We start from the raw sequence: 14,866 nt of genomic DNA on the forward strand, positions 1-14,866 counted from the left end.
CCAGGAGCGCACCGTGCCAGACCAGAAGAACCATTCCGCGGGAGGCAGCTTCGTGGCGCTGCGCCAGCCCGTGTTTGCCGTGTTGTGGGCGGCCACGGTGCTGGGCAACGTCGGCAGCTTCATGCGCGACGTGGCCAGCTCCTGGCTGGTGACGGACCTGTCCGCCAGCCCGACCGCCGTGGCCCTGATCCAGACGGCGGCGACGCTGCCGATCTTTCTCTTGGCGATTCCGGCGGGCGTGCTGTCGGACATTCTGGACCGGCGGCGCTTCCTGATAGTGGTGCAGCTGCTGCTGGCCTCGGTCAGCGGCACGCTGCTGGTGCTGTCGCACTTTGGCGCATTGACGGTGGATTACCTGATTGCGCTGACCTTCGTGGGCGGTATCGGCGCGGCGTTGATGGGGCCGACCTGGCAGTCCATCGTGCCCGAGCTGGTGCCGCGCGAGAATCTGAAAGGCGCGGTGGCGCTGAACTCGCTGGGGATCAACATTGCGCGGGCCATCGGCCCGGCCGCAGGCGGCCTGATACTGGCCAGCTTCGGCGCCGCGGTGACCTACGGCATGGATGTGCTGAGCTACGTCTTCGTGATTGCCGCCCTGCTCTGGTGGAAGCGCCCGGCCGCTGGCGACAGCGCCTTGTCGGAAAACTTCCTGGGGGCTTTCCGCGCCGGCCTGCGTTACACACGGGCCAGCAAAGAACTGCACCGCGTGCTGTTGCGCGCCGCCGTGTTCTTCCTGTTTGCCAGCGCCGTGTGGGCCCTGCTGCCCCTGGTGGCACGGCAGATGCTGGGCGGCACCGCGGGGTTCTACGGTGTGCTGCTGGGCGCGGTGGGCGCTGGCGCCATCATCGGCGCTCTGGTGATGCCGCGGCTGAGCGCGCATCTGGATACGGACGGACTGGTGCTGCTGGCGTCGGTGGTCAGTGCGGCGGTCATGGCGATGCTGGTGTTTGCCCCCCCCAAGTGGCTGGCCGTGCTGTTGCTGGTGCTGCTGGGCATGGGCTGGATCACTGCGCTCACGACCTTCAACAGCGTGGCCCAGGCGATTCTGCCGAACTGGGTGCGTGGCCGCGGCCTGGCCGTGTACCTGATGGTGTTCAACGGCGCGATGGCCGCCGGCAGCCTGGGCTGGGGCCTGGTGGCCCGGGAGATCGGCGTGCCGTACGCGCTGGCGGCCAGCGCGGCAGGCCTGGTGCTGGTGGCGCTGTTGTTCCACCGTGTTCGCCTGCCGGTGGGCGAAGCGGATCTGCAGGCATCCAACCACTGGCCCGAGCCGCTGGTGGCGGAATCGGTGGCCAACGACCGCGGGCCGGTGATGGTGCAGGTGGAATACCGCATTCGCCAGGAAGACCGCCCGGCGTTCCTGGATGCGATGCAACGCTTGTCGCAGGAACGGTTGCGCGATGGCGCCTATGCCTGGGGCGTGGTCGAACACACGAACGATCCAGAGCGCGTGGTCGAGTGGTTCTTCGTGGAATCGTGGGCCGAACATCTGCGCCAGCATCATCGGGTATCGCATGCCGATGCCGACCTGCAGGCTGAGACGCTGCGCTTTCATATCGGGCCGGACAAGCCGGAAGTCCATCACTTCCTGGCGTTGAAACCAGGATCATCGAAAGAGGCTCGCCATGATTGAGCGCCGTCCTCTTGAAAGCCTGGGCCATGCCCGTCGCGGCTGGCTCGATGCCAAGCACCACTTTTCGTTCGCCGGCTACCAGGACCCCAAGCGGATGCGCTGGGGGGCGCTGCGCGCGTGGAACGATGAAACGATCGCGGCAGGCGCGGGCTTTCCGCCCCTGTTGCAGACGGATATGGAAATCATCACCTGCGTGCGCGAAGGCGCGCTGACGCACGAAGACGACCTGGGCAACCGGGGCCGCACCCGCGTGGGCGATGTGCAGGTGATGAGCGCGGGCAGCGGCGTGACGCACGCCGAATTCAACATGGAAGGCGGCCCTGCCCGCGTGTTCCAGATCTGGATCGAGCCGGACCGCCGCGGCGTGCCGCCCAGCTGGGGCCGCAAGACCTTTGCCCGCGAGGCGTGCCATGGCCAGTTCGTCACGCTGGCCAGCGGTCTGGAGGGCGACGACGACGCGTTGCCGATCCGCAGCGACGCGCGCGTGCTGGCGGTTGCGCTGAAGGCCGGGCAAGCGGCCACCTATCGTTTCGCGCAAGGCGCGCGCCGCGGCTACCTGGTGGCTGCCAAGGGGCGCTTGACCGTCAACGACATCCCCGTGGATGGCGGCGACGGCGTTGCCATTCACGATGAAACCGATCTACGCCTCATGGCCCTGGACGACACCGAAGTTCTGCTGGCCGATACCCATGCCTGACCCCATTCATCCCGCAAGGACACCCATGAAGATCTATCTACTTTCCCTTGGCGCCGGCTTGCTGGTCGGCGTGGTGTACAGCCTGCTGCAGGTGCGTTCGCCGGCACCGCCGCTGGTGGCGCTGATCGGCCTGCTCGGCATCCTGGTCGGCGAGCAGATCGTGCCGGTGGGCAAGCAATGGCTCAGCGGCACCGCGTTTGTCGCCGCCTGCGACAAAGAGAAGGCGGTGAGCCATGTCTTCGGGCAACTGCCCGGCCGCCAGGCACAGGCCAAAGATCCCGGGGACAAGGCCCAGAGCTGACCCCAATCACGCACCAAAGGAATATCGTATGCCTACTCGCCGCGACCTCATTGGTGTTGCTTCTACCCTGGCGCTCAATAGCCTGCTGGGCAGCCGCGCCATTGCCCGATCCCAAGGAGATTCCTCCATGTCCGACACGTCAAACGCCACCCCGGATGTCGTTTTCTACAACGGCCGCATCACCACGTTGGACCGCGCCCGGCCACAGGCCAGCGCAGTCGCGATCAAGGACGGCCGCTTTGTTGCCGTCGGCACCGATGCCGAGGTCATGGCGCTGGCCGGCTCCACCGCCCGGCGCATCGACCTGAAGGGCCGCGGCGTGCTGCCGGGGCTGTTCGACAACCACACGCACGTGGTGCGCGGGGGCCTGAACTACAACATGGAACTGCGCTGGGACGGCGTGCGTTCGCTGGCCGATGCCATGGGCATGCTCAAGCGCCAGGTGGCCATCACGCCGGCCCCGCAGTGGGTGCGGATCGTGGGCGGCTTCACCGAGCATCAGTTTGCCGAGAAGCGCCTGCCCACCATCGACGAGATCAACGCCATTGCGCCGGACACGCCGGTGTTCATCCTGCACCTGTACGACCGCGCCCTGCTCAATGGCGCCGCGCTGCGTGCCGTGGGCTACACCAAGACCACGCCCAACCCGCCCGGCGGCGAGATCATCCGCGACAGCCAGGGCAACCCTACCGGGCTGCTGCTGGCCAAGCCCAACGCGACCATTCTGTACGCCACGCTGGCCAAGGGGCCCAAGCTGCCGTTCGACTACCAGCTCAATTCGACGCGCCATTTCATGCGGGAATTGAACCGCCTGGGCGTGACCGGCGTGATCGATGCCGGCGGCGGCTTCCAGAACTATCCCGACGACTATGCCGTCATCCAGAAGCTGGCCGACGATGGCCAGATGACGGTGCGCCTGGCCTACAACCTGTTCACCCAGAAGCCCAAGCAGGAAAAGGAAGACTTCCTGAACTGGACGTCCAGCGTGAAGTACAAGCAAGGCACCGACTACTTCCGTCACAACGGCGCGGGTGAGATGCTGGTGTTCTCGGCGGCCGACTTCGAGGACTTCCGCGTCGAGCGGCCCGACATGCCGGCGGAAATGGAAGGCGAGCTGGAAGAAGTGGTGCGCGTGCTGGCGCAGAACCGCTGGCCGTGGCGCCTGCACGCGACCTATGACGAGACCATCTCGCGGGCGCTGGACGTGTTCGAGAAGGTGCACCAGGACACGCCGCTGACCGGCTTGAACTGGTTCTTCGACCACGCCGAAACCATCTCCGACAAGTCGATCGACCGCATTGCCGCGCTGGGCGGCGGCATTGCCGTGCAGCACCGCATGGCCTACCAGGGCGAATACTTCATCGAGCGCTACGGCGCGGCCGCCGCCGAGGCCTCGCCGCCCGTGGCCAAGATCCTGCAGCGGGGCGTGAAGGTATCGGCAGGCACGGACGCCACGCGCGTCGCATCCTACAACCCGTGGGTATCGCTGTCCTGGATGATCACCGGCAAGACCGTGGGCGGCACGCGCCTGTATCCGGCGCGCAACTGCCTGGACCGCGAGACGGCGCTGCGCATGTGGACCGAGAACGTCGCCTGGTTCTCGAACGAGGAAGGCAAGCGCGGCCGCATCCAGGCCGGCCAGCTTGCCGACTTCATCGTGCCCAGCAAAGACTATTTCAGCTGCGCCGAAGACGACATCTCGTTCCTGACGTCGGACCTGACGGTGGTGGGCGGCCGCGTGGTCTATGGCGGCGGTGATTTCGGGCCGCTGGACGAGAACCCGTTGCCGCCTGCGATGCCGGACTGGTCGCCCACGCGCCTGTTCGGCGGCTATGCCGCCTGGGGGGATCCTGACGGCGCCGGCCGCAATTCGCTGGGCTATCGCAACATGGCCGCCTGCGGTTGCGCCAGCGCTTGCGGCGTGCATGGCCACGACCATGCCAAGGCGTGGGCCTCGAAGGCGCCCAGCGGCGATCTGCAGGGCTTTTTCGGCGCGCTGGGCTGCGCGTGCTGGGCGGTTTAAGGGAGTCCGGCCATGCAAGCGTCTTCTTCCTGGGAACAGCGGCTGGCCGGCGCCGCCCGGCCGCTGTTCGGTTCCCCTGCCCTGCGGTTCCTGGCGTACCTGGGCCTGTGCGCGGCCTATCTGCAAGGCGGCTGGGTCAAGCTCACGGACTTTCCTGGCGCCCTGCGCGAGATGGCGCATTTCGGCCTGTCGCCCGAGCCGCTCTTCGCGGCGCTGGTGATTGTGCTGGAACTGGCGGCGTCGGCCATGATCCTGACCGGCCGGCTGCGTTGGCTGGGGGCGGTGGCGCTGGCCGGTTTCACGCTGGCGGCCACCGGGCTGGCGTTGCGGTTCTGGGAAATGCCCCTGGGGCAAGACCGCTTCATGGCCGCCAATGCCTTCTTCGAGCACTTGGGGCTGGCGGGCGGCTTGCTGCTGGTGGCCTGGCTGGACTTGCGTGCCCCCGAGGCCGCGGCTACGCCGCCTGGGGCGCCGCGCACACCTGCTTGAGGGCGGGCGCGGCCGCCGGCTTCCCGTCCAGGCTGGCCAGCGGCATTTAGCGCGCCGGCCGGGCCTTCAGGTCGGCCATTTCTTCCTGCATCAACTGGTGGGCGTAGCGCGAGAACACGCTGACCAGGCGGGTGCGGGTGTGGTACGGCGGGTACAGCAGCGCCACCGTGACCGGCACGGCGGGGCTGAAGGGGCGTACCTCGACCCCGTTGGCCTCGTATTCCTCGCGCGCCGCCAGCGGGTTGATCAGCGCCACGCCCAGTCCGGCGCCGACCAGCGCACAGACCGACGAGCCCAGGCCGGCTTCGGCCACCGTCTGGCGTTCGACCTTGGCGGCCTTGAAGACCGCGTCGATCTTTTCCCGCAGCGGCGTGGCGCTGGGGAAGGCAATGAAAGGTTCCCCCGCGAAATCGGCGGGTTTGAGCTTTTTCAGCTTGGTCAGCCGGTGGCCCTTGGGCAGCACCGCCACGCAATTCATGGTCAGCACGGGTTCGACCTGGATGCCGGGCGAATCGCCCGACAGCATGGCCAGCCCGGTGTCGCAGAACCCCGAACTGATCCAGTTGTGCACCGCGCTGGCGTTGCCCGAGTGGATCGACACCATCACATCCGGGTATTCGGTCTTGAAGGCGGCCACGATGCGCGCCAGCAGGCCGCCGGCCAGCCGCGGCATGGCCGCCACGCTCAGGCGGCTGGCGCTGAACGAGCGGATGCTGGCCGCCGCCGATTCCAGGCCGGCCAGGCCGATGAAGGTCTTTTCCACCTCTTGAAAGAAGCGCGAACCGTCCTGGGTGGGGGTCAGGCGGCTGCCGTTGCGGTCGAAAAGGGGAAACTGGGTGATTGCTTCCAATTGCGCGATTAAGCGGCTAACGTGCGGCTGCGAGGTGTGTACTCGCCTGGCGGCCGCGGTCATGGAGCCGGTCATCATGACGGCCCGGAAAGCCTCGATGTGCCGTAAGCCCATTCGTGTAATGGCCATATCAAATCCGTATAGAGGAATACCCGATTGGAACTGGATAAAACCATAACGCTAGTTGATACTTTTTGCCAGCCGCGGGGCTCATCGCGGGACGCGGCGGTATTCAGGCAGTCTGGTACCGCTGTTCGTGAACATAAACACGCGCCGCTCGCATGGCGCCAAGGGAATACGATGAAAGCATTTGCCGCGATCTCGGTCGCCGCCGCCCTGCTCGGCAGCGCCGCCGCCCACGCCGAAGGCCCCAGCCGCCTGGACAAGATCCGTGAAACCGGCGTGATCACCATCGGCCACCCCGAGACCTCGGTGCCGTTCGCCTACCTGGACGGCAACCAGAAGCCGGTGGGCTATACCGTCGAGATCTGCCAGGAAATCGCCCAATACGTCAAAACCGCGCTCAAGCTGCCCAAGCTGGACGTGCGTTACAACCCCACCACTTCCGCCACCCGGATCCCGTTGCTGGCCAACGGCACCATCGATCTGGAATGCGGCAACACCACCAATAACCTGGAACGCCACAAGCTGGTGTCGTTCGCGCCCACCACGTTCGTGGCGCAGGTCGTGCTGGTGGCCCGCAAGGACGGCGGCGTGGACCCGAACAACCTGGCCTCGTTCCGGGGCAAGTCGATCGCGGCGCAGGCCGGCGGCCAGACGTTCAAGCTGATCTCGCGCCTGAACGCCGAGGGCAGCCTGGGCATCACCATGGCGCCCACCAAGGATACGGCGGAAACGCTGCTGATGGTGGAGTCGGGCCGCGCAGCGGGCTCGGCCAATGACGACGGCATCGCTTACGGCGCCGTGGCCTCGGCCAAGAACCCCGACGTGTTCGTGATCGGCACCAAGGGTCTGGAACTGGCGCCCTACGGCATCATGCAGCCCAAGGACGACGTCGCCTTCAAGAAGGTGGTGGACGAGGCCGTGCTGGAATTGATCAAGAACGGCCGCGTCGCGGCGATCTACGAGAAGTACTTCAATTCGCCGATCCCGCCCAAGAACATCAACCTGAAGTACCCGATGAGCGACGCGCTCAAGCGCGCCCTGGCTCATCCGACCGACTCGGGCGACCCCAAGGCCTACGAGTAAGCCGGCCTCGCCGTGGATGCCCGTTCGGGCATCGCGGCGATGTGCGGACAAGGCGCCGCCCGCCGGCGCCTCCTTTCAGTTCTACAGGTCCCGAAGCATGAATTACAACTGGAGCTGGAGCGTCTTCCTGGAGATGTCGCCCGACGGCGTGCATACCTTCCTGGAGACCATCCTGATCGGCGTGGGCTGGACCCTGGCGCTGGCGCTGACGGCATGGGTGTTCTCCCTGCTGCTCGGTTCCTGTCTGGGCGTGCTGCGCACCGCGTCGTCGCGCCTGGCCAACGCCGTGGGCGCGACCTATGTCGAGATTTTCCGCAATGTGCCGCTGCTGGTGCAGATGTTCCTGTGGTATTTCGTGCTGCCCGAGCTGCTGCCGCATGCCTGGGGGCTGGCGATGAAGCAGATGCCGCAGCCCTGGGGCCAGTTCGTGCCGGCGGTGATGTGCCTGGGCTTCTATGGCTCGGCGCGCGTGGCCGAACAGCTGCGCGCCGGCATCCAGTCGCTGCCGCGCGGCCAGTTCCAGGCGGGCACGGCGCTGGGCCTGACCGAAGTGCAGGTGTACCGCTACATCCTCCTGCCCGAGGCCTATCGCATCGTCCTGCCCCCGCTGACTTCCGAGTTCATGGGCACGGTCAAGTATTCGTCGGTGGCGCTGACCATCGGCCTGCTGGAGCTGACGGGCCAGTCCCGTTCCATGGCGGAATTCAGCTTCCACATCTTCGAGGCCTTCTCGGCCGCGACGGTGATCTACCTGATCCTGAACGGCATCGTCGTGCTTGGCATGCGCATGCTTGAACGCCACGTGGCGGTCCCCGGCCAGATCGGCGCGGCGGCCAAGAACGGTCGCTAGGGGCAGCCATGGGCAAATTCGATTTCGACGTCATCGGCAGCGCGCTGCCGTACCTGTTCCAGACCGGCATGACGTTCACGCTGACCCTCACGCTGCTGGCAGCGGTGATGGGGCTGGCGCTGGGCACCCTGCTGGCGATGATGCGGCTGTCCCGCTACAAGATTCTGTCGGTGCCGGCGGGCATCTACGTGAACGTGATGCGTTCGGTGCCGCTCTTGCTGGTGATCTTCTGGTTCTATTTCCTGGTGCCGTACATCGCGGCCTGGATCGTCGGCTCGCCCACGCCGCTGCGCGTGGGGGCGTTCAATTCGGCGGTGGTGACGTTCACCCTGTTCGAGGCGGCGTACTTCTGCGAAATCATGCGCGCCGGCATCCAGTCGATTGCCCGCGGCCAGGTCTCGGCCAGCATGGCGCTGGGCCTGAACCACTGGCAGGGCATGCGCTACGTGATCCTGCCGCAGGCGGTGCGCAACATGGTGCCGGCGCTGCTGACGCGCGTCATCATCCTGTTCCAGGACACGTCGCTGGTGTATGTGCTGTCGTTGACCGACTTCCTGGGCGCGGCGTCCAAGATCGGCCAGCGCGACGGCCGGCTGGTCGAACTCTATCTCTTCGTGGCGGTGGTGTATTTCGTGATCTGCTTCACGGCATCCCGTCTGGTCAAACGGCTGGAAAAGCGCGTCCGGGTGCTGCGCTAGGCGCCCCGGGTTATCCACAGGTCCAACGATGCAACTTTCTTCGAACCCTCCGATGATCGAAATCCGCCAGGTCAGCAAATGGTATGGCGCCTTCCAGGTGCTGGATGACTGCACGACGACCGTCGGCCGCGGCGAGGTGGTGGTGGTGTGCGGCCCGTCGGGCTCGGGCAAGTCCACCCTGATCAAGACCGTGAACGCGCTGGAACCCTTCCAGAAGGGCGAGATCATCGTCAACGGCATTGCGGTGGGCGATCCCCGCACCAACCTGCCCAAGCTGCGTTCGGTGGCCGGCATGGTGTTCCAGCATTTCGAGCTGTTCCCGCACCTGACGGTGACGGAAAACCTGTGCCTGGGCCAGGTCAAGGTCTTGAAGCGCGGCAAGGACGAGGCCCGCGCGCGGGCGCTGACGCTGCTTGAACGCGTGGGCCTGTCGGCGCACAAGGACAAGCACCCTGGCGAACTGTCGGGCGGCCAGCAGCAGCGCGTGGCGATCGCCCGCGCGCTGTCGATGGACCCGGTCGTGATGCTGTTCGACGAACCGACCTCGGCGCTGGACCCCGAGATGGTCAATGAAGTGCTGGACGTGATGACCGACCTGGCCGGCGACGGCATGACGATGATGGTGGTGACCCACGAAATGGGTTTCGCCCGCCGCGTCGCCGACCGGGTGATCTTCATGGACGGCGGCAAGATCGTCGAAGACTGCGTCAAGGACGAGTTCTTCGGCAACGTAGACGCACGTGCCCCCCGCACGCGCCAATTCCTTTCCAAAATTTTGCAGCACTGATAGTCATGACCCAGCGGATCTCCGACGACCCATCCCGCGCACTTGTCGACCTGCGCAGCGACACGGTGACCCAGCCCACCGCCGAGATGTACGAGCGCATGCGAACGGCGCCCATCGGCGACGACGGGCTGGATGGCGACCCCAGCGTGCGTGCGCTGGAAGCCCACGTGGCGGCGTGCCTGGGCAAGGAAGCCGGGCTGTTCGTGCCCAGCTGCACCATGGCCAACCTGCTGGCCGTGCTGGCGCAGACGCAGCGCAATGAACAGGTGGTGCTGGAATCTGCCGCGCACATGTACACGTCGGAACGGGGCGCGGCCACCTTCACCGGCCTGTTCTACCAGGGCGTGCCCGGCACCGACGGCGCCATGGACCTGAACCGCCTGGAAGACGCGTTGCTGTCCGGCGGCCACAAGCTCAAGACCTCGCTGGTGGCGATGGAAACCTCGCACAACAACGCTGGCGGCACGGTGCTGCCGCTGGATCACATGCAGGCCGTCTACGGCATGGCGCATGCTGGCGGCATCGCGGTGCATCTGGACGGTGCGCGCATGTTCAACGCCGCGGTGGCGCTGGGCGTGGAACCCGTCGAAATCGCGCGCCATGCCGACACGGTATCGCTGTGCCTGTCCAAGGGCCTGAGCGCGCCGGTGGGCGCCGTGCTGTCGGGGCCGCGTGCGGTGATGACGCGGGCACGCACGCTGCGCCGCATGTTGGGCGGCACGCAGCGCCAGGCCGGCATCATGGCCGCGGCCGGCATGGAAGGCGTGCAGCACATGGGCGCCCGCCTGGGCGAAGACCATGTCCGCGCGCGCCGCCTGAGCGACGGGCTGAACCGGCTGGACCCGGCGCTGTCGGCGACGGTGCCGCAGACCAACATCGTGCAGGTCGAGACCGCCGATACCGGCATGACCAACGCACATTGGGTGACGGCGCTGGAAGCGGCGGGCCTCCTGACCCGCCCGTGGGGCCGTACGCGGCTGCGCTGCGTGACCCACCGGCACATCGATGACGCCGGTATCGACGCCGCGATCGACGCCTTCAAAAAGGTGCTTTCCAGCCGTTGAAATTGCCTTTGGAGAGGGCCGGCGATGCGATAATGACGCATGTCCGCGACCCACCTCTCCAGGAAAGATTATCTCTGCGCTTTGGCGGTAGTGGTGATCTGGGGCCTGAACTTCGTCGTCATGAAGTTCGGCCTGAAAGGCCTCTCTCCCATGATGCTCGGCGCGCTGCGGTTTGCGCTGGCGGCATTTCCCCTGGTGTTGTTCGTGCGGCCCCCTCGCCTGCCGTGGCACTGGATCGCGGCCTACGGCCTGGTGCAGGGGCTGGGCCAGTTCGGCCTGCTGTTCACGGCGCTGAAATTCGGCATGCCGGCGGGCATGGCCTCGCTGGTGATCCAGACCCAGGCATTTTTCACGCTTTTGCTGGCCGCGCCCGTGCTGCACGAGCGCGCGCGCCGGCACCACTGGATCGGGCTGGGCGTGGCCGCGGTGGGGCTGGCCGTCATTGCCGCCGGCCGCGGCGAGGGCCCGGGCCAGATGACCATGCTGGGATTCACCCTGACCTTGGGCGGCGCATTCATGTGGGCGGTATCGAACATGATCGTGCGGCTGGCCAGCCGCAAGTCGCCCGGCTACGACCCCTTTGCCTTCATTGCCTGGAGCAGCGCCGCGCCGGTGCTGCCGTTCCTGGCGCTGGCGGTGTGGGCGGATGGCTGGGACGCCGTGGCCGGCATGATCACCGGCATCGGCTGGAGCGAGGCGCTTTCCGTGCTGTATCTGGCGGTGCTGGCGACGCTGCTGGCCTACACGCTATGGACCCAGCTGCTGACGCGCCACCCCGCCGCCAAGATCGCGCCGTTCTCGTTGCTGGTGCCGGTGGTGGGCCTGTGGGCGGCGTCGGCCGCCTTCGGCGAGCAATTGCAACCCCTGCAATGGCTGGGCGCGGGCGGCGTGCTGGCGGGCCTGATCATCAACCAGGTCGGCGGGCGCTGGCTGCGCAATCGCTGATCGCCCCGGGGTGCCGCCTGGCCGGCGCGGGCCTCGCGCCGGCTTCATCCGCCGCAGTTCATTCCCACGGTTCATCACGGCGGTTCATCCCTGCAGTTCATCCTTTCGCTTCGCGCGCTCCACCCCGCTTTCGGATGACAGGGGGGGTGTGCCGTGCGCGGCGCCTATAGCTGTTCGAAGTGGGCGTAACGCTTGTCGGTGAATTCCCGGCGCGTGATGATCTCGGCCACATAGGCGCCCGGCGGGCCGCGGCGCAGCCATTCCAGCATGTGATCCACCTGGTCGGGCGTGCCCTGCACCAGCGCTTCCACCGTGCCGTCCAGCATGTTCTGCACCCATCCCCGGGCGCCCAGCAGGTGCGCGCGCCGCACGGCGGCATGGCGGTAGCCCACGCCCTGGACGGTGCCGCTGACGGTGACATGAACAGTTTCGATATGGCTGTCGGAATGAGGGTCTTGCATGGAAATTTCCTTCGGATGATGCGCCGCAGCGCACCGGAGCATTAGGCGCTTCCGGCTACAGCGGATGGTCGATAGGCCCTCTGGGCATCGAAGCGATACGTTAGAGCACATGTCAAAACGTGCCAACGGGACCACCCGCAAGCAAAGCTTGGAGAAGCCATTATGGAAGAGACCAGTTTGTTGTCGGAAGCAGAAACAGCGCGCTATCGAGACCAGGGTTACCTGGCCCTGCCGGACATGTGCCCGCAGGATGAAGTGGGGTACATCCGGCGCACGCTGCTGGAACTGTTCGCGAACAAGACCGGCTACAACGAGGGGGCCCAATACGACTTCATCAGCCGTGACGACCCATCCAAGCCGGCCAAGTTTCCCAGTTTGCACGATCCGCGCCATTATGCCCCGGGGCTGCTGAAGACGAGCTATCACGAGCGCACGCTGGAATTGGCGCGCCAGCTGCTGGGCGAGGATGCCGCGCTGTATGGCGAGCATGCGCTGCTCAAGCCGGCCTTGAATGGCCCCGAAACGCCGTGGCACCAGGACGAGGCATTTCGCTCGCCCGACTTCGTCTACAACGAGCTGAGCATCTGGCTGGCGTTGCAGCCGGCCACGCTGGAAAACGGCTGCATGCAGTTCATTCCCGGCTCGAACAAGGGTGACGTGCTGGAACACCGCTCGCCGGGCGGTGACAAGACGCTGCATCCGCTGGAATGCTGCGCCGATTTTCCGCGCAGCCAGGCCGTGGCCGAACCGCTGCAACCGGGCGGCTGCACGGTGCACGATGCGCGCACGCTGCATTTCACGGGCGCCAATACGTCGCCGCAGCCGCGGCTGGCGTACATCCTTATCTACAACACGCCGCCGGTCTACAAGCCGGGACGACGCGAATTCCCGTGGCTGGAGGGACGCTGGACCGACAGCCAGACCCGCAAGAAGGAATGGCACCGCCGCGGCGGCCTGGCGGTGGACGTGCTGCGGCGCCTGCCGGGGGCGCGCCTGACCAGCCCGCGCTGGGTGGCATGGGCCACGATACGCGCGGTCAGCAAGGTCTGGCCGCGCTAGCGCAAGCGGCGCCAAGAGGCCCGGTCGAGGCCTGTAAACAAGGGGAAATCGGGGCCGGCAAGGGGCGCTTGCCGCCCCCGGCGCGTATACTGGGCGGCGCCGCAGGGCGTCGCCGCCTTGCGCGGACGGCGGGTGCGCATCGATGCGCGGGGCGTTCGCGCAGCAGGCAGGCCGCTCTGGGACTGCGTCCCTCTTCTCCCAGAAAAATAACCATGACCGCTAATCTCTCCACGATCACCTGCATCGAAGACCTGCGCGCTATTGCGCAAAAGCGCGTGCCGCGCATGTTCTACGACTACGCCGATTCGGGCGCCTGGACGGAAGGCACGTACCGCGCCAACGAAAGCGATTTCCAGAAGATCAAGCTGCGCCAACGCGTGGCCGTGAACATGGAAGGCCGTTCGTTGCGCACGACGCTGGTGGGTCACGATGTGGTGATGCCGCTGGCCATTTCGCCCACGGGCCTGACGGGCATGCAGCATGCCGATGGCGAGATCCTGGCGGCCAAGGCGGCGGCAGACTTCGGCGTGCCGTTCACGTTGTCGACGATGAGCATCTGCTCGCTGGAAGATGTGGCCGCGGCCACCGGCAAGCCGTTCTGGTTCCAGCTGTACGTGATGCGTGACCGCGAGTTCGTGGCCAACCTGATCGACCGCGCCAAGGCGGCCGGCTGCACGGCGCTGGTGCTGACGCTGGACCTGCAGATCCTGGGGCAGCGCCACAAGGACATCAAGAACGGGCTGTCGACGCCGCCCAAGCCCACGATCCGCAACTTGATCAACCTGGCGACCAAGCCGCGCTGGTGCATGGGCATGCTGGGCACCAAGCGCCGCACGTTTGGCAATATCGTGGGCCACGCCAAGGGCGTGAGCGACCTGTCGTCGCTGTCGGCATGGACGGCCGAGCAGTTCGATCCGCGGCTGAGCTGGGACGATGTGGAATGGATCAAGCAGCGCTGGGGCGGCAAGCTGATCATCAAGGGCATCCTGGATGTCGAGGATGCGCAGTTGGCGGCCAATAGCGGGGCCGACGCGCTGATCGTCAGCAACCACGGGGGGCGTCAGCTGGATGGCGCGATGTCGTCGATCGCTGCGTTGCCGGGTATTGCGGAGGCGGTGGGGTCGAAGATCGAAGTCTGGATGGATGGCGGGGTGCGTTCTGGCCAGGACATCCTGAAGGCTGTGGCGCTGGGGGCGCGGGGGGCGATGATCGGGCGGGCCTTCCTGTATGGGTTGGGGGCTTATGGGCAGGACGGCGTGCGCCGGGTGCTTGAGATTCTGTACAAGGAAATGGATACGACGATGGCGCTTTGCGGGCGTCGTAGCATCGAGGTGGGGGATCGGAGCATCTTGCTGCCTGGGACCTATCCGGTCTGAGTTCTTTTGGGCTGTCTAGGCCGGGGGAGTCGCTTGGCGCGACTTGCTCGGCCTTTGTTTTTTGTTGGCTGGGATTGCTTCGTAGGCCGCCCGGCACGGGTGGTGCACACATGGTGCGCGCCAACGATTGCGGTCCGGAGCCTTCGCTCCGGACATGCCTAGGCGGCCCCCCCCTTCGTCATCTTCGTCCAGGCCTTCGGCCTTCCCTTCAGATTCCCTCGGGCGCATCGACGGCGCGCACCATGTGTGCACCACCCGTGCCGGGCTACCGGCGTGGAGAAATGGGGCGCTGCCAGGCCGGGGGATGGGGGAGGGGTTTGCGTCGCCCGCTCAGACCGGCCGCGCGGGCGGCCGGGTCTGAGCTTACGCAGTGTGCTGCGTCGTGACGGGGTTCGCTGCGCGTTTGCGTGGCGTTGCTGTGCTT

At 66.5% G+C, this 14,866-nt stretch carries 15 protein-coding genes; 13 read left to right on the forward strand and 2 right to left on the reverse strand.

Annotated features, from left to right (window positions below):
- The first annotated feature begins 13 nt into the window (after positions 1-13).
- The 5 genes from HV798_RS08395 (at position 14) to HV798_RS08415 (ending at position 5,143) form a co-directional block, all read left to right on the forward strand.
- Complete coding sequence (locus tag HV798_RS08395; RefSeq protein WP_175192291.1) at positions 14-1,633, forward strand: MFS transporter; 1,620 nt, start codon at positions 14-16, stop codon at positions 1,631-1,633.
- The gene (locus HV798_RS08400; RefSeq protein ID WP_175192290.1) at positions 1,626-2,330 is read left to right on the forward strand and encodes a pirin family protein; all 705 of its coding nucleotides are present in this window, start codon (positions 1,626-1,628) and stop codon (positions 2,328-2,330) included. Before HV798_RS08395 ends, HV798_RS08400 begins: the two co-directional genes overlap by 8 nt.
- A 25-nt stretch (positions 2,331-2,355) precedes the next feature.
- A complete protein-coding gene (locus HV798_RS08405; RefSeq protein WP_175192289.1) occupies positions 2,356-2,631 on the forward strand; it encodes a XapX domain-containing protein in 276 nt (91 codons plus the stop codon).
- Between the two features lie 127 nt (positions 2,632-2,758).
- Complete coding sequence (locus HV798_RS08410) at positions 2,759-4,654, forward strand: amidohydrolase (protein ID WP_217481158.1); 1,896 nt, start codon at positions 2,759-2,761, stop codon at positions 4,652-4,654.
- Between the two features lie 12 nt (positions 4,655-4,666).
- Positions 4,667-5,143: a DoxX family protein gene (locus HV798_RS08415; protein WP_175192287.1), complete on the forward strand. Its 477-nt coding sequence runs from the start codon at positions 4,667-4,669 to the stop codon at positions 5,141-5,143.
- A 46-nt stretch (positions 5,144-5,189) separates the two neighbouring features.
- On the opposite strand, the gene HV798_RS08420 is transcribed toward HV798_RS08415, so the two are convergent.
- Positions 5,190-6,122 carry a LysR substrate-binding domain-containing protein gene (locus HV798_RS08420; RefSeq protein ID WP_025140419.1) on the reverse strand — a complete coding sequence of 311 codons (933 nt, stop codon included), beginning with the start codon at positions 6,120-6,122 and terminating at the stop codon, positions 5,190-5,192.
- A gap of 171 nt (positions 6,123-6,293) precedes the next feature.
- On the opposite strand from HV798_RS08420, the gene HV798_RS08425 reads away from it, so the two are divergent.
- The 6 genes from HV798_RS08425 (at position 6,294) to HV798_RS08450 (ending at position 11,546) form a co-directional block, all read left to right on the forward strand.
- Positions 6,294-7,202, forward strand: coding sequence for an amino acid ABC transporter substrate-binding protein (locus HV798_RS08425; protein WP_025140420.1), 909 nt, complete (start codon positions 6,294-6,296; stop codon positions 7,200-7,202).
- A gap of 97 nt (positions 7,203-7,299) precedes the next feature.
- Positions 7,300-8,052: an amino acid ABC transporter permease gene (locus HV798_RS08430; RefSeq protein WP_175192286.1), complete on the forward strand. Its 753-nt coding sequence runs from the start codon at positions 7,300-7,302 to the stop codon at positions 8,050-8,052.
- 8 nt (positions 8,053-8,060) lie between these two features.
- Complete coding sequence (locus HV798_RS08435) at positions 8,061-8,750, forward strand: amino acid ABC transporter permease (RefSeq protein WP_175192285.1); 690 nt, start codon at positions 8,061-8,063, stop codon at positions 8,748-8,750.
- Between the two features lie 52 nt (positions 8,751-8,802).
- Positions 8,803-9,537 carry an amino acid ABC transporter ATP-binding protein gene (locus HV798_RS08440; protein ID WP_025140423.1) on the forward strand — a complete coding sequence of 245 codons (735 nt, stop codon included), beginning with the start codon at positions 8,803-8,805 and terminating at the stop codon, positions 9,535-9,537.
- Between the two features lie 5 nt (positions 9,538-9,542).
- The gene (locus tag HV798_RS08445) at positions 9,543-10,601 is read left to right on the forward strand and encodes a threonine aldolase family protein (RefSeq protein ID WP_175192284.1); all 1,059 of its coding nucleotides are present in this window, start codon (positions 9,543-9,545) and stop codon (positions 10,599-10,601) included.
- 39 nt (positions 10,602-10,640) lie between these two features.
- Positions 10,641-11,546: an EamA family transporter gene (locus HV798_RS08450; protein ID WP_175192283.1), complete on the forward strand. Its 906-nt coding sequence runs from the start codon at positions 10,641-10,643 to the stop codon at positions 11,544-11,546.
- A 164-nt stretch (positions 11,547-11,710) separates the two neighbouring features.
- Here the strand turns inward: HV798_RS08450 and HV798_RS08455 are convergent, their stop codons facing one another.
- Positions 11,711-12,007 carry an acylphosphatase gene (locus HV798_RS08455; RefSeq protein ID WP_175192282.1) on the reverse strand — a complete coding sequence of 99 codons (297 nt, stop codon included), beginning with the start codon at positions 12,005-12,007 and terminating at the stop codon, positions 11,711-11,713.
- A 162-nt stretch (positions 12,008-12,169) separates the two neighbouring features.
- On the opposite strand from HV798_RS08455, the gene HV798_RS08460 reads away from it, so the two are divergent.
- Together HV798_RS08460 and HV798_RS08465 are read left to right on the forward strand one after the other, a co-directional pair.
- Positions 12,170-13,066: a phytanoyl-CoA dioxygenase family protein gene (locus tag HV798_RS08460; RefSeq protein WP_175192281.1), complete on the forward strand. Its 897-nt coding sequence runs from the start codon at positions 12,170-12,172 to the stop codon at positions 13,064-13,066.
- A gap of 212 nt (positions 13,067-13,278) precedes the next feature.
- On the forward strand, positions 13,279-14,442 hold the full coding sequence (locus HV798_RS08465; protein ID WP_175192280.1) for an alpha-hydroxy acid oxidase: 1,164 nt from the start codon (positions 13,279-13,281) through the stop codon (positions 14,440-14,442).
- Positions 14,443-14,866 lie beyond the last annotated feature (424 nt).

It is taken from the genome of Achromobacter deleyi (assembly GCF_902859705.1).
In the GTDB taxonomy this organism is placed as follows: domain Bacteria; phylum Pseudomonadota; class Gammaproteobacteria; order Burkholderiales; family Burkholderiaceae_B; genus Achromobacter; species Achromobacter deleyi.

Excerpts from the sequence above, each read along its gene's own strand:
- HV798_RS08440 (WP_025140423.1), top strand. The coding sequence starts at position 8,803 with ATGATCGAAATCCGCCAGGTCAGCAAATGGTATGGCGCCTTCCAGGTG.
- HV798_RS08450 (WP_175192283.1), top strand. The coding sequence starts at position 10,641 with ATGTCCGCGACCCACCTCTCCAGGAAAGATTATCTCTGCGCTTTGGCG.
- HV798_RS08410 (WP_217481158.1), top strand. The coding sequence starts at position 2,759 with ATGTCCGACACGTCAAACGCCACCCCGGATGTCGTTTTCTACAACGGC.
- HV798_RS08465 (WP_175192280.1), top strand. The coding sequence starts at position 13,279 with ATGACCGCTAATCTCTCCACGATCACCTGCATCGAAGACCTGCGCGCT.
- HV798_RS08400 (WP_175192290.1), top strand. The coding sequence starts at position 1,626 with ATGATTGAGCGCCGTCCTCTTGAAAGCCTGGGCCATGCCCGTCGCGGC.
- HV798_RS08430 (WP_175192286.1), top strand. The coding sequence starts at position 7,300 with ATGAATTACAACTGGAGCTGGAGCGTCTTCCTGGAGATGTCGCCCGAC.
- HV798_RS08455 (WP_175192282.1), bottom strand. The coding sequence starts at position 12,007 with ATGCAAGACCCTCATTCCGACAGCCATATCGAAACTGTTCATGTCACC.
- HV798_RS08435 (WP_175192285.1), top strand. The coding sequence starts at position 8,061 with ATGGGCAAATTCGATTTCGACGTCATCGGCAGCGCGCTGCCGTACCTG.
- HV798_RS08425 (WP_025140420.1), top strand. The coding sequence starts at position 6,294 with ATGAAAGCATTTGCCGCGATCTCGGTCGCCGCCGCCCTGCTCGGCAGC.
- HV798_RS08420 (WP_025140419.1), bottom strand. The coding sequence starts at position 6,122 with ATGGCCATTACACGAATGGGCTTACGGCACATCGAGGCTTTCCGGGCC.
- HV798_RS08415 (WP_175192287.1), top strand. The coding sequence starts at position 4,667 with ATGCAAGCGTCTTCTTCCTGGGAACAGCGGCTGGCCGGCGCCGCCCGG.
- HV798_RS08445 (WP_175192284.1), top strand. The coding sequence starts at position 9,543 with ATGACCCAGCGGATCTCCGACGACCCATCCCGCGCACTTGTCGACCTG.
- HV798_RS08405 (WP_175192289.1), top strand. The coding sequence starts at position 2,356 with ATGAAGATCTATCTACTTTCCCTTGGCGCCGGCTTGCTGGTCGGCGTG.
- HV798_RS08460 (WP_175192281.1), top strand. The coding sequence starts at position 12,170 with ATGGAAGAGACCAGTTTGTTGTCGGAAGCAGAAACAGCGCGCTATCGA.